This is a genomic window from Pseudarthrobacter sp. S3 (genome assembly GCF_050156905.1).
Lineage (GTDB): Bacteria > Actinomycetota > Actinomycetes > Actinomycetales > Micrococcaceae > Arthrobacter.
The window spans coordinates 2,057,871-2,070,915 of sequence record NZ_CP189583.1 but is presented as its reverse complement, the minus strand read 5'-3'; the positions used below and the strand labels follow the sequence as shown (position 1 = coordinate 2,070,915).

At 64.2% G+C, this 13,045-nt stretch carries 13 protein-coding genes and 2 pseudogenes; all 15 read right to left on the bottom strand.

The window, feature by feature from the left end:
* Positions 1–51: 51 nt before the first annotated feature.
* Positions 52–373, bottom strand: a pseudogene (locus tag ACQCSV_RS09950) (sugar phosphate isomerase/epimerase); the annotation flags it as partial.
* A 192-nt stretch (positions 374–565) separates the two neighbouring features.
* A pseudogene (locus ACQCSV_RS09945) lies at positions 566–851 on the bottom strand (GntR family transcriptional regulator); the annotation flags it as partial.
* Between the two features lie 72 nt (positions 852–923).
* Entirely contained in the window at positions 924–1,334 is a 411-nt protein-coding gene (gene nusB, locus ACQCSV_RS09940) for a transcription antitermination factor NusB (protein ID WP_056340263.1), read from the bottom strand.
* Complete coding sequence (gene efp, locus ACQCSV_RS09935) at positions 1,334–1,897, bottom strand: elongation factor P (protein ID WP_056340266.1); 564 nt, start codon at positions 1,895–1,897, stop codon at positions 1,334–1,336. The genes nusB and efp overlap by 1 nt, the downstream gene beginning before the upstream one ends.
* Before the next feature lie 178 nt (positions 1,898–2,075).
* Entirely contained in the window at positions 2,076–2,594 is a 519-nt protein-coding gene (locus tag ACQCSV_RS09930) for a tetratricopeptide repeat protein (RefSeq protein ID WP_354155011.1), read from the bottom strand.
* A complete protein-coding gene (gene aroB / locus ACQCSV_RS09925) occupies positions 2,594–3,685 on the bottom strand; it encodes a 3-dehydroquinate synthase (RefSeq protein WP_354155010.1) in 1,092 nt (363 codons plus the stop codon). Before aroB ends, ACQCSV_RS09930 begins: the two co-directional genes overlap by 1 nt.
* A complete protein-coding gene (locus ACQCSV_RS09920; RefSeq protein WP_426938367.1) occupies positions 3,682–4,251 on the bottom strand; it encodes a shikimate kinase in 570 nt (189 codons plus the stop codon). Before ACQCSV_RS09920 ends, aroB begins: the two co-directional genes overlap by 4 nt.
* Positions 4,251–5,450 (bottom strand): chorismate synthase, encoded by a 1,200-nt coding sequence (gene aroC, locus ACQCSV_RS09915; protein WP_282330671.1) that lies wholly within the window; start codon positions 5,448–5,450, stop codon positions 4,251–4,253. The genes ACQCSV_RS09920 and aroC overlap by 1 nt, the downstream gene beginning before the upstream one ends.
* A 26-nt stretch (positions 5,451–5,476) precedes the next feature.
* A complete protein-coding gene (locus tag ACQCSV_RS09910; protein ID WP_354155055.1) occupies positions 5,477–6,337 on the bottom strand; it encodes a shikimate dehydrogenase in 861 nt (286 codons plus the stop codon).
* A complete protein-coding gene (mltG, locus tag ACQCSV_RS09905; protein ID WP_354155009.1) occupies positions 6,334–7,974 on the bottom strand; it encodes an endolytic transglycosylase MltG in 1,641 nt (546 codons plus the stop codon). Before mltG ends, ACQCSV_RS09910 begins: the two co-directional genes overlap by 4 nt.
* Positions 7,958–8,569 (bottom strand): Holliday junction resolvase RuvX, encoded by a 612-nt coding sequence (ruvX, locus tag ACQCSV_RS09900; RefSeq protein ID WP_354155008.1) that lies wholly within the window; start codon positions 8,567–8,569, stop codon positions 7,958–7,960. The genes mltG and ruvX overlap by 17 nt, the downstream gene beginning before the upstream one ends.
* Before the next feature lie 7 nt (positions 8,570–8,576).
* A complete protein-coding gene (gene alaS, locus ACQCSV_RS09895; RefSeq protein WP_354155007.1) occupies positions 8,577–11,255 on the bottom strand; it encodes an alanine--tRNA ligase in 2,679 nt (892 codons plus the stop codon).
* A 118-nt stretch (positions 11,256–11,373) separates the two neighbouring features.
* Positions 11,374–11,619: a DUF6167 family protein gene (locus ACQCSV_RS09890; protein ID WP_354155006.1), complete on the bottom strand. Its 246-nt coding sequence runs from the start codon at positions 11,617–11,619 to the stop codon at positions 11,374–11,376.
* Between the two features lie 17 nt (positions 11,620–11,636).
* The gene (locus ACQCSV_RS09885) at positions 11,637–12,011 is read right to left on the bottom strand and encodes a DUF948 domain-containing protein (protein WP_354155005.1); all 375 of its coding nucleotides are present in this window, start codon (positions 12,009–12,011) and stop codon (positions 11,637–11,639) included.
* Positions 12,012–12,156: 145 nt separating this feature from the next.
* Entirely contained in the window at positions 12,157–12,783 is a 627-nt protein-coding gene (gene rpsD, locus ACQCSV_RS09880) for a 30S ribosomal protein S4 (protein ID WP_058932352.1), read from the bottom strand.
* Positions 12,784–13,045 lie beyond the last annotated feature (262 nt).

Below are 13,045 nucleotides of genomic sequence, written 5' to 3'. Positions count from 1 at the left end.
CAACGCAGAAGGCTTAGCGCCAACCGCTGTTCCGCTGCAGGTCAGACCCCTGGTCCGGTGGCTGTAGGCGAAGTTTTCTGCCCAGTCCGTCGTGTGGATCACGCTGCGGCGGATGGCGGAAATGACCGGGATACCGATGCCCACATTTCCCTGCGGTCTGCTTGAACCCGGCAAGCCGCTCCTAGCTCAGATCGCCCGGACGGACCCAGCTGTCGGTCAGGTCTGCGTTGTCAAAGCCGGCATCCTTGACCTCGGTCAGGACCTCCGCCCAACTGGATGCGTCGGCGGCGTTGATCTGCGCGCCTTTGGCGTCTGTTCCCGGAAACCGCAGCAGCGCTGCGGTGATGGGCCAATTCTCAGCTGTGTAAGCCACGATGCTTCATTCCTTCGTAATCCTCTTTCCTATAGGAACTACTATCAAAATGGAGTTGTCAAGATCACAACCTGGCGGGGTCCTCCCCAGTTACCGCAACCTACATTGGCCTGGGATCAGCTTTCCGGGGCGTCGGCAATGGTCGACAAACGAAGGCCCCCGCGGTGCAGATTTCAAGTCCTCGACAGACTACTCGAGCTCGGCCAGGCCACGCTGGTTGATGCGTTCACAGGCCAGCCGGGCGTTGACCGGTTCGATTGCCAGCCGGGCCTCCACCAGCTCCGCAAAATCCTCTCGGATGAAAACGGGAGCCACACGGTAGCCTCTTCAGCGCCAGCCTCCGGACCATCCCGGTATGCTCAAGCCGCGCCACGGACTCGCGCACCGGGGTGGGCGAAACGTCCAATTCGCGGGCCGTCCCGTCAATGCTGACCACGTCACCGGGCGTCAGCCGGCCATCCATAAGGGAAGCCAAGAGCCCCGGCCAGGCGGACCTGGTCGGGGCTCTTTATGACGCCGTGCACGGACTCGCGGCCAGGGCCGCAGCAGCTCAGGCGAGCAGCGAGGGCTTCAGCTGCTGCAGCCGGCCGAGGAGGCCGTTAATGAACGACGGCGATTCATCCGTTGAGAGCGTCTTGGACAGCGCTACTGCCTCACTGACCGCGACGCCATCGGGAACGTCATCGTTATACAGCAGTTCCCAGGTGCCGATCCGCAGGATAATACGGTCCACCGAAGGCATACGTTCCAAGGTCCAACCCTGCGAGTAGGTCTCCAGGAATTCGTCAATGGCGGTCTGCTGTGAGACGACGCCCTCCACGATTTCGAGGGTGTACGGGTTCACGATCTGGTCAGTCAGTTCTCGCCGGGACCTGAGTACATCAAAAGCGGAAACCGAGCGCTGCTCAGCTTCGAAAAGAACGTCCAGTGCCCTGTTGCGGGCCTTACCGCGTGCGCTCACTACTCGCTGACCCGGCCAAGGTAGCTGCCGTCGCGAGTATCGACTTTGACCTTGGTGTTGTTTTCGACGAACAGCGGAACCTGGATCTCGTAGCCCGTTTCCAGTGTTGCAGGCTTGGTGCCAGCGGACGAGCGGTCGCCCTGCAGGCCAGGCTCGGTGTACGTGATTTCCAGGACAACACTGGGCGGAAGCTCAATGTACAGCGGGTTGCCTTCGTGGATGGCGATGTTCACCATCTGGTTCTCCAGCATGAAGTTGGTGGCGTCGCCAACAGTGGCGCCGGAGACCGTGAGCTGGTCGAAGTCCGAGGTGTCCATAAACACGAAGTCGGCGCCGTCCTGGTACAGGTACTGGTAGTCGCGGCGGTCAACCGTGGCGGTCTCGATCTTAAGGCCGGCGTTGAACGTCTTGTCTACAACTTTGCCGGACATCACGTTCCGCATCTTGGTCCGCACAAACGCGCCACCTTTGCCGGGCTTGACGTGCTGGAATTCGATGATGTTCCAGAGCTGGCCCTCGAGCTTAAGGACCGTTCCGTTCTTGATGTCGTTAGTGGTTGCCACTGGTATCCTCTGGTTTCTATCTGTCTGGTCAGTTGTCAGACGTTCTATGCCGGCCAGGCATGCCGAACGGCCCGCCAGCGCGTGTTTATCAAAAATCCAAGAATCATTCTACCGGTAAAACCAGGGCGGCTCGCGTCCGGTCTTTCCCGGCCACCCGCCCCGGAACCTAACAGGTCCGTCAGCAGGCAAGATCCAGTACATCGCGCGCCCGCTGAAGCGCCACCGCGGACGAGTAAATCTGTGCGGCATCAGCCGATTGCGCGACCCGAAGATCCAGGGCACGGGAAAAGGCCTCCACCGCGGCGGACGTGTGTCCGGCGGCGTACTGGGTCTTGCCCAGGTGTTGCAGGACCACGGCTTCACGGTCAGTTCCGTGGAACTCAGCGAGCAGCTGGCGGAACAGGTCAAGGGCGCGGTCCGTGCGGTGAGTGACGCGCAGCACGTCGGCTTCGAATGTGCGAAGACGAAAGGACTCGGGGTCTTTGAAGCGGGCCTCCGCAAGCAGCTCGGCCGCCTCCGCAGCATGTCCCTCCACGATCAGGACGAAGATGTGGTCCGACGGGTCCGTGGACGCCGCCAGGGCCTCGCGGCAGGCATCCTCGTTGACGATCTCCGGCAGCAGGGACTCCGGACTGATCCTGACTCCGGGGAAGCCAGCCTCGGGCCAGTCGCTGGTGCCCGCCACGTCGCCCTGCATCAGGACGCGATTTCCTGGTAGGCCGCGAAGAGCAGGGATGTGTCCGGGACATCCAGGATGCCCGGTTTGGCGATCCCGTCCAGAACCACAAAGCGCAGGAGGTCCCCGCGTGATTTCTTGTCCAGCCGCATGCCGTCCAGCAGTCCCTGCCAGCGGTCGCGCCGGTACGTCACGGGGAGGCCCAGGGTTTCCAGGATGCTGCGGTGGCGGTCGGCGTCGGCGTCGCTGAGCCGGCCGACGCTGCGGGCAAGTTCAGCGGCGAACATCATGCCCACCGATACAGCCGCGCCGTGGCGCCAGGAGTACCGCTCCACGAGTTCAATGGCATGGGCCAGGGTGTGGCCGTAGTTCAGGATTTCGCGCAGCCCCGATTCCTTGAGATCTTCCGAGACGACTTTGGCCTTGACCGCGATGGCGCGTTCAATGAGTTCCCGCAGGGTGTCCGAGCCGGGATCGGTGGCCGCCGCAGGGTCCTTTTCGATCAGGTCAAGGATGGCCGGATCTGCGATGAAGCCGCATTTAATAACTTCAGCCATGCCCGAAATGATTTCGTTCCTGGGCAACGTGTTCAGCGTGTCCAGGTCCACCAGCACGCCGGCCGGCGGGTGGAAGGAGCCCACGAGGTTCTTGCCTTCTGCGGTGTTGATGCCGGTCTTGCCACCCACGGAAGCATCCACCATACCCAGCAGGCTGGTGGGCATGTGGATGACCTTGACGCCGCGGAGCCAGGTAGCCGCCACAAAACCGGCCAAGTCGGTAACGGCCCCGCCGCCCACTGCCACGATGGCGTCGGAACGCGTGAAGTCGTTTTGGCCCAGGACCTGCCAACAGAAAGCAGCAACCTGGATGTGCTTGCCCTCCTCGGCGTCCGGGATTTCCGCCGTCAGCGAGGTGAAACCAGCTGCAGCGAGTTCGTCGCGGACAGTGTCACCCGTGAGCCGCAGCGCACGGGGATGGATGACCAGCACACGCCGGACCCGCTCCCCCAGCAACGCCGGAAGGTTCCCCAGCAGACCGCGGCCAACTACGACGTCGTAATTCTGCCCGGCGGATTCGCCGGTGACCTTGATGACTGTTGAATCAACGCTCAATTTTCAACTTCCTGTTTGGCGGCCGCGTAGTCACGCAGTGCAACTTCGAGCCGGTGTCCCAGCTCGCTGACCGAGCCATGGCGGACATCCACCACGAGGTCGGCCAGCCGTTCGTAAACGGGTTTCCTGGTAAGAAAGAGTGCGGACCATCGGGCCATGGCATCGCCGGCGAGCAGCGGCCGGCCCGAGTTCCGGGCCACGCGGACGGCTACGGTTTCCTCATCACATTCGAGGTACACCACAGTGCAGCGGCCCAGAAGCTGCTGCGTGCCGGAATCCAGCACTGCACCGCCGCCCAGGGAAATCACGGTGGCTGAGCCTTCTGCATGTTCCACCGCGCCGGCCACGGTCCGGGCCTCAATCTCCCGGAATGCGTGCTCGCCGCGGCCTGCAAAAATGGAGGCGATACTGCCATGGGCGTCCACGATCAGATTGTCCGTATCGACAAACGGCACGTCCAGCAGCCTGGCCAGCTCGTGGCCGATTGCGGACTTTCCCACCGCCATGGGTCCGATGAGGATAATCGGCCGGTTGCCAGGCACACCGGCCTTACGGCTCCCGGGCACTAGTGGCCGATCGAGTCCAGGGATGCCGGAATGTTGTCCAGGTAACCCTTGATATTGCGGGCGGTCTCCGCCACGGAGTCACCGCCAAACTTTTCGGTGACGGCTTCGGCCAGGACCAGCGCCACCATCGCCTCAGCTACAACACCTGCGGCTGGCACGGCACAGACGTCCGAGCGCTGGTGGTGCGCCTTTGCAGGCTCGCCCGTGCTGACGTCGACCGTGCGCAGGGCGCGGGGCACCGTGGCGATGGGCTTCATTGCTGCACGCACGCGCAGGACGTCGCCGATGCTCATGCCGCCTTCAATGCCACCTGCCCGGTTGCTGGTACGGATAATCTTGCCGTCCGCGTCCTTGACGATTTCGTCGTGGGCTGCGGAGCCGCGGCGCGCAGCTGTCAGAAACCCGTCGCCGACTTCCACGCCCTTGATGGCCTGGATGCCCATCAGGGCGGCGGCGAGCCGGGAGTCCAGCCTGCGGTCCCAGTGGACGTAGCTGCCCAGCCCCGGCGGGAGCCCATAAGCGAGGACTTCCACCACACCGCCCAGGGTTTCGCCTTCTTTGTGGGCGGCGTCAACCTCGGCAACCATGGCGTCAGAGGTCTCGCGGTCAAAGCAGCGCAAAGGATCCGCGTCGAGCGCAATCACGTTGGCCGGAACGGGCAGCGGGCGGCCCTCCGGTACGGTCACGCTGGCAATGGAGACTGTGTGGCTGACCAGTTCGATGCCGAGCGCTTTGAGGAACTGGGACGCCACGGTGCCCATGGCGACCCGTGTGGCGGTCTCCCGGGCGCTGGCGCGTTCCAGAACGGGCCTGGCCTCGGTGAACCCGTACTTCTGCATCCCGGTGAAGTCTGCGTGGCCCGGCCTGGGCCGGGTCAGCGGAGCGTTGCGGGCCTGGTCCGCCAAGACTTCCGGATCCACCGGATCGGCAGCCATGATCTGCTCCCACTTAGGCCATTCGGTGTTGGCGACCTGGACGGCCACCGGACCGCCCTGGGTCAGGCCGTGGCGGACGCCGCCGAGAATGGTCACGACGTCCTGCTCGAACTTCATCCGTGCGCCCCGGCCGTAACCAAGGCGGCGGCGTGCCAATGAATCGGCGATCTGCCCGCTGGTGAGTTCAACACCGGCGGGGACGCCTTCAATAATTCCCATCAGGGCCGGACCATGGGATTCACCGGCAGTCAACCAACGCAACATAATTTCCATCCTGCCACGTATGGCGGTCAGAACGCCCGTCGGGGAAGGCCGACTGCGTCACACATCACATCTATGACAGCTGCATTCACGTCATCACCGCGGCCGGTGAACAGGCGTACCTGTTCCACCGCCTGGTACATCAACATCTCGAGTCCGGGCACCACCGCGCCGCCGCCGGACTGCCACGCCGACGCAATCTCGCTGGGCCACGGATCATAGGCCACGTCCAGGAGAACCCCGGGTGTTCCCGTTCCCAAGGCGGCGATTTCCGCCGCCAGCCCGTCCGCTGCGCGCGGCGGGAGAGTGGAAATTACGACGTCGGCACTTGCGGTCGGAACGGCGGCTTCGGTCAGCGGCCGGACGACGATGGAAAGGCCTACTCCGGCCGCGGCGGCGCGTGCTTCCCCTGCCCGGGAGGTATCCCGGACGAACACCTGGGCGTGCTGCGTCCCCAGATCCTTCAGCGCGGCCACTGCGGCTGCGGCCGTTCCCCCTCCGCCCAGGACCACGGCGGCGGGGCTGGCCGCCACTCCGGCGTTCAGGACAGCGTTGACGATACCGGCGACGTCGGTGTTGTAACCGATACGCCTGACGGAGCCGAGGTCTTCCTCGAAGGCAACGGTGTTGACCACGCCCAGGGTCCGTGCCACGCCGCGGACTTCGTCCACTTCGGCAACCATGCCCGATTTCAGGGGCATGGTGACTGAGAGCCCCCGCCAGCCCTGCTGCGTCCTGACCTGTTCCATAAAGGCGGGCAGCGCCTGCTCGGTCAGGTCCAGGGCCGTGTAGCCGATGTCCATCCCGAGTTTGCCGTAGGCCGCAAGATGCAGGGCCGGGGACTTGGAGTGGCCGATCGGATGGCCCAGGACGGCGGCCCGGAGACTCATGCGCAGCGGCCCACGTTGGCCGTACACCAGGTGTTGTATTGCTCAACGTAGCGGTTGTGTTCGTCGAGCGTCTTGGAGAACTTTGTCTCCTTCGTGTCCAGGTTGATGGTTACCCAGTACAGGTAGTCGTTGGTTTTGGGCCTTGCCGCTGCATCGATGGCGGTTTTGCCCGGGGAGCCGATGGGGCCCGGCGGCAGGCCCGGGTTGGCGTATGTGTTGTAGAGGTTGGATTTGTCCTTGCGCTCTTCATCGGTGAAATTGAAGCTCTTGGTGCCCAGCCCGTACGTCACAGCCGAATCCACCTGCAGAAATCCGGAGGTCTGGTCATTCGGTTTGAGGCGGTTGTAGATGGCCCCGGCAACGTCGCCGTACTCAGCCTGTCCGCCTTCGGCCTGGACAATGCTCGCCACGATCACGGCTTCATACTGCTTCGCCGGATCGGTGATGCCCTGTGCCACAATTTCATCCGTGGTTACTTTGACCAGCGACTGGAGGATGTCCTTGGCCGGAGTGCCAAGCGGGAAGCGGTACTCCCCCGGTGCGAGGTAACCCTCAAGGTTTTTGGCGTTGGCCGGGAGCCCAAACTGTGCGGGAGCGTTGCTGAGCTCCTTCAGTTGCTGCAGCGACACACCGGAGCCCTCGGAGATGGCCTGAAGCGATTCGCCGACCCTGAGACCAGCACTCAAGGCGAAGTAGATGACCTTGCTCTTGTCGGTGCCGAGCAGGACGCTGACGGCGTCGGAGTTCTTCATTTCCATCTTGAATTTGTAGTCCCCAGGCGACAGCGTTCCGCCGGAAGAAGCAAATGCCTGCAGGAAAGTGTCAGCGTTGGCTACGACTTTCCCGCTTTCCAGTTTGGTGGCCACGGAGCGCGTACCTTCACCTGGCTGGACCGAAACCATGACTTCGCCCGTGCCTGGGCCGGGGTAACCTGCCGCTTTGTCGTTTCCCAGCAGGGGCTTCAGGAACTGCGCGCCCACGGCGATCGCTGCCACGAACACCACAAGAGTCAGGAACAGTGCCAGGAGGCGGCGGCGGCGCCGCACCTTCTTGGAGGGCTTCGCCACTACGGAACCCGCGGCTGCGCCGGCGAACAGGCCGGAGCCGGCATAGTGATCATCTGGATAGTGGTCATCGACATGGTGATCATCAAGGTGGCCTGCATCGTGGTGTTCTTCGTCCGGGTAGTGGTGTCCGGCGTCATGGAGCGCTTCGTCGGGGTAGTGGTGCCCGGCGTCGTGCGCTTCGTAAAGGTGTTGGTCTTCGGGGTGGTACTCCTGGACCTGGGCGTCATCCGGATGGTGGTCTGCGATCGGCACGGCGTCCTGGATGGACGGCGGCTCATCCGGAGCTGAGGGAATAATCGGCTGCAGCTCAGCATCGGGTGCGTGGACCGGTTCCGGCTGGGGCTCGGGGGCTGGCTCGCGTACGGAGGCAGGCTCAGGAGCGGGTGCAGCGTCGGGACCGGAAACCGTGGCAGGTGCAGGCGCATCCTGCCCCGTTTCGTAGGCCTGTTCGGGAACCACATCGCTGCTTCCCGTGTGCTTCTCCAGGGCGCGGAGCTCTTTTCGGGTCAGCGGTCTGGCCCCATCGTTGCTCGTGGCGCCTGAGGCGTCGTCGTTATTGGACGGGCTCACTGTAGCCTTCCGTGTTCTGGGATCGGGTCGTGCCTTCAGGGGCCGCATGGTCGGGCTGAACCGCCGAGCCTGCTCCGGATGGCCGAGTACGGGGCGGCGCAGTCACACGGCGGCCAACGTCCGTTCCCCTGGCTTTTTGCATGTCGATGGCGTGCTGGAGGATGCCTGCCGCCGCGACCTGATCCACCACTTTACGGTGGTTCCGGCTGCTCATGCCAGCTTCGTGCAGGTTACGGTGCGCCGTGACACTGCTCAGGCGCTCGTCCACCAGGTTGACGGAAACATCCATTTCGCGGGCAACGAACTCCGCAACCAGCAGTTCGGCGTAGACGGTGGCCATCCTGGCAGAGGCGTGTTCCTCGCCCTTCATGGTGCGTGGCAGCCCCACGAAGACCTGGACGGCGCCGAGCTCTACAGCAAGCGACACGATGACACGCACGTCGGAATTCTTCTTGACGTTGCGGTCCAGGGTCTTGTGGGGAGTGGCGAGGATTTCGTCCGGGTCGCAGATGGCGACACCCACGCGCACGGTGCCGACGTCTACCCCCAGTTTGATGCCCTGGGGATAGACGGCGGCGCCAACGGATTCTGTCACAGTTTCCCTAGCGCCGGGAGATGGCGTCCACAACGGCGGCCAGCGCCGGTGCGATCTTGGCGGCGTCCGTGCCGCCACCCTGGGCAACGTCGTCCTTGCCGCCGCCACCGCCGCCGAGGATTCCGGCCGCGATCCGGACCAGGGCACCGGCCTTCACACCGGCTTCCCGGGCTGCCTCGTTGGTGGCCACAAGAATCATGGGCCGGTCATTGCTGACACCGGCCACTGCCACGGTGGAGGCTCCCGAACCGAGGCGGTTGCGCAGGTCGAGGGCGAGGTTGCGGATGTCGTCTGCCCCGCCGATCTGGCCGGCGTCGTGTGCGATGACCCGGATGCCGGCTGCGTCCCGTGCTGTACCCACGAGGTTTCCGGCCGCCGCGGCGATTTGTTCCTTACGCAGGCGCTCGAGTTCCTTCTCCGTGGCCTTGAGCTTGATCAGCGTGCTGGCGATCCTGTCGGCGAGCTGGCCGGACGGCACTTTGAGCATCTCGGTCAGTTCAGTCACCAGGGCGCGCTCAGCGGCCAGATGGCGGAACGCATCCATGCCCACGAAAGCCTCAACCCGGCGGTTGCCTGAACCGACTGACTGCTCGCCGAGCAACGACAGGCTGCCGATCAGCGACGTGTTTGCCACGTGCGTGCCGCCGCAGAGTTCCCGGGACCACGCGCCGTCGATCTCCACAACACGGACTTCACTGCCGTAGTTTTCGCCGAAGAGCGCCATGGCGCCCAGCGCCTTGGCCTCTGCCAGGCCCATGACCTTGGTCTCCACGCGGAAGTTGTTGCGGATGGCGAGGTTGGAGACTTCCTCTATTTCCGAACGCGCGGCGGTGCTGAGGCCTTCGCCCCAGGCGAAGTCGAAGCGCAGGTAGCCGGCCTTGTTGTAGGAACCGCGCTGGGTTGCTTCGGGGCCGAGGACCTGGTGCAGGGCGGCGTGCACAATGTGCGTACCGGTGTGGGCCTGCTCGGCCGCGTGGCGCCGCTCGCGGTCCACGGCTGCGCGGACCAGGGAGTCGGAGCCGATCTCGCCTTCGCGGACGACTGCCTTGTGGACGCTCAGCCCCTTGATGGGGCGTTGGACGTCCAGGACTTCGACGACGAATCCCTCACCGGTGATGAGGCCGGTGTCAGCCGACTGGCCGCCTGCCTCAGCGTAGAACGGGGTCTCCGCCAGGACGAGTTCAATCTCGTCGCCGGTGGCGGCGTGCCCCACGTTCTGGCCGCGGCTGAGGATGCCCCGGACCCGGGACTCGCCATCCAGCTCCGTGTAACCGGTGAAAACAGTCTCGCCCTGCGCCAGCAACTCCTGGAAGGCGCTGAGATCGGCGTGGCCGCCCTTTTTGCCCTTGGCATCGGCCTGGGCACGGTGGCGCTGCTCGAGCATGAGGCGTCGGAATTCCGGCTCATCGACCTTGAGACCGGCTTCCTCTGCCATCTCCAGCGTGAGGTCGATGGGGAAGCCATAGGTGTCGTGCAGGGCGAAGGCGTCAGCGCCGGACAGCGGCGTGCCGGCGGCCTTGGACTCCGTCACGGCGTCTTCGAGGCGTGCGGTACCTGAAGCGATGGTGCGCAGGAAGGCCCGCTCTTCGGCATAGGCGATCCGGCTGATGCGGTCAAAATCGGTCGCCACGATGGGGTAGACGCCCTTCATGGCATCGCGTGAGGCGGGGAGCAGGTCCGGCAGGCACGCTTTTTCGACGCCGAGCAGGCGCATGGAACGCACGGCGCGGCGGATCAGGCGGCGCAGGACGTAGCCGCGGCCCTCGTTGGACGGGGTCACGCCGTCGGCGATCAGCATCAGGGCCGAACGGATGTGGTCACCCACAACGCGCATGCGGACGTCGTCCGTGTGGTGCGGATCCTCGGGTGTTTCGGCCGAGGTGTACTCCCGGCCGGACAGCTCGGCGGCCCTGTCGATCACAGGCCGGACCTGGTCGGTCTCGTACATGTTCTCGACGCCCTGCAGGATCATCGCAAGGCGCTCCATGCCGAGGCCGGTGTCGATGTTCTTTTTGGGCAGCTCGCCGACGACGTCGAAGTCGTCCTTGGAGCGGACGTTGTCGATCTGGTACTGCATGAACACCAGGTTCCAGATTTCAACGTAGCGGTTTTCGTCGGCGATGGGACCGCCCTCGACGCCGTAGGCAGGGCCCCGGTCGTAGTAGATCTCCGAGCAGGGGCCTGCCGGGCCCGGCTGGCCGGTGTGCCAGTAGTTGTCGGCCTTGCCCATGCGCTGGATGCGCTCGGACGGAACGCCGGTGTGTGTCAGCCACAGCTCCTTGGCTTCGTCGTCCTCTTCGTAAACCGTCACCCACAGCAGTTCCGGCGGAAGGCCGTAGCCGCCGTCGTCCACGCTCTTGGTGAGCAGCTCCCAGGCGTACTTGATCGCGTCTTCCTTGAAGTAATCGCCGAAGGAGAAGTTGCCGCACATCTGGAAGAAGGTGCCGTGGCGGGCGGTTTTGCCCACCTCTTCGATGTCGCCGGTGCGGATGCACTTCTGAACGCTGGCGGCCCGGTCGAAAGGGGCCTCTTCACGGGCAGTCAGGTAAGGGATGAACGGGACCATGCCGGCCACGGTGAACAGGAGGGAGGGGTCGCTGGAGACCAGCGAGGCGGAGGGAACCGCGGTGTGCCCTTTGCTGACAAAAAAGTCCACCCAGCGCTTTGTGATCTCCTGCGACTTCATGAGCTGATTACATACCCTTCTCGGTTCACGCGTGTGCCACGCATGACTTATTGATTCAGACGGCAGTGCCGGCAAGCGGCGGCTGCTGGTTTAATTCTCGCGCGTTTTTCCCGTGCGTTCAGCGGCGGGCTGCATCCCGCGATGGGACGGCCGGGGAGTCGATCCCGAGGGCGGCCCGGAGGTCCGTCTCGCGTTCGTGCATTCCGGCACGCACGGCATCGGCGAAGTCGTACACGCCGTCGGCCAGCCGGCCCACGGCGCGGTTCAGGCCTTCTGGCCCCACGTTGGACTGGGCTTCGCTGATCTTGCGGAAAGCGATGACACCGATAGCCACGCCGATTCCCATCCAGACAAATCGTTTCATTTCAGTTCTCCGGTGGCTTAGCGGCTACGGCGGCCGGGGGCGGGCTTCTTGCGGTTGGCGAGGGCCGAGCGCACGCCGTAGCTGAAAGCCGACACTTTGATCAGCGGTGAACCTACGGTCGCTGCAACGAGTGATGACAGCGCCGAAAGGTTTGCCGAAGCATCCGAAACGTTGGAGGCGATGCCATCCACTTTTTTGAGCTGCTGGTTGGTGGTGGAGACCGTCGCGGTGACTTCGTCCATCAGGGGCGTCGCGCCATCGCTGAGGGACCGGATGGACGTCCGTATTTCTTCCAGCACACTGCCGAGCTTCAGGATGGGTACGGCGAGCAGCAGCACCAGGAGTGCGAACACCCCGGCCGCGATCAAGCCGGCAATATCGCCACCAGACATAGACGTTCAACTCCTTGAAACTGACGTGGATTTTTTACCTCCGCGCACGCTGCCTTGATGCGTTCCGCAGATGTCCCCCAAGTACCTTACATACAAAGAAGCCCGTGGCGCTTGCCACGGGCTTCTTTGGATACGCTGCTGGGATTTAGCGTGCGTAGAATTCGACGACGAGCTGCTCTTCGCAGGTTACGGGAACCTCGGAGCGCTTCGGGCGACGGACCAGGCGGGCCTGCAGGGCGTCAAGCTTGACGTCCAGGTAGGCCGGAACCTGGGGCAGGACGTCGCGGTGTGCGCCGGCTGCTGCAACCTGGAGCGGAACCATGGTTTCGCTGCGGGTGTGCACGTGGACAAGCTGGCCTTCGCTGACGCGGAAGGACGGGCGGTCAACGCGGATGCCGTCAACCATGATGTGGCGGTGCACAACGAGCTGGCGGGCCTGGGCGATGGTGCGGGCGAAGCCGGCACGCAGCACGAGGGCGTCAAGACGCATTTCGAGCAGTTCGATCAGGTTTTCACCGGTCAGGCCCTTGGTGCGGCGGGCTTCTTCGAAGGCGCGGGTCATCTGGGCTTCGCGGATGCCGTACTGGGCGCGCAGACGCTGCTTTTCGCGCAGACGTACGGCGTAGTCGGAGTCCTGCTTCTTGCGGGCACGGCCATGCTCACCGGGGCCGTACGGGCGGCGCTCCATGTACTTGGCGGCCTTGGGGGTCAGAGCAATGCCGAGTGCACGCGAGAGGCGTGCTGTACGGCGAGCACGAGTGTTGTTAGCCACTTGTGTCCTTCCAATATCTGCGGTGTGTCAGTGTTACTGGCCTCCATAATGGAGAGCATCGGCCAACCGCTGCCTTTTGCTACTGGGCACAGGGCTACCCCAACGAAACAGCACAAAATACTGAAGGATGGGGAGATTGCGTCCGCGCCTTGCCAGACAACGAACAATCTTAGCAGGATTCGACTGCAATCCCACACTCCGGCCGCCGCTCCCCGCATGACTCCCGGGGCATCACTGCCCGGGTCCCTCCACGGCCGGCGCC

Coding starts and splice junctions, on each gene's coding strand:
- ACQCSV_RS09885 (WP_354155005.1), bottom strand. CDS start 12,011: ATGTCTGGTGGCGATATTGCCGGCTTGATCGCGGCCGGGGTGTTCGCA.
- ACQCSV_RS09910 (WP_354155055.1), bottom strand. CDS start 6,337: ATGAGTCTCCGGGCCGCCGTCCTGGGCCATCCGATCGGCCACTCCAAG.
- alaS (WP_354155007.1), bottom strand. CDS start 11,255: ATGAAGTCGCAGGAGATCACAAAGCGCTGGGTGGACTTTTTTGTCAGC.
- aroC (WP_282330671.1), bottom strand. CDS start 5,450: ATGTTGCGTTGGTTGACTGCCGGTGAATCCCATGGTCCGGCCCTGATG.
- ACQCSV_RS09890 (WP_354155006.1), bottom strand. CDS start 11,619: ATGAAACGATTTGTCTGGATGGGAATCGGCGTGGCTATCGGTGTCATC.
- ACQCSV_RS09930 (WP_354155011.1), bottom strand. CDS start 2,594: ATGCAGGGCGACGTGGCGGGCACCAGCGACTGGCCCGAGGCTGGCTTC.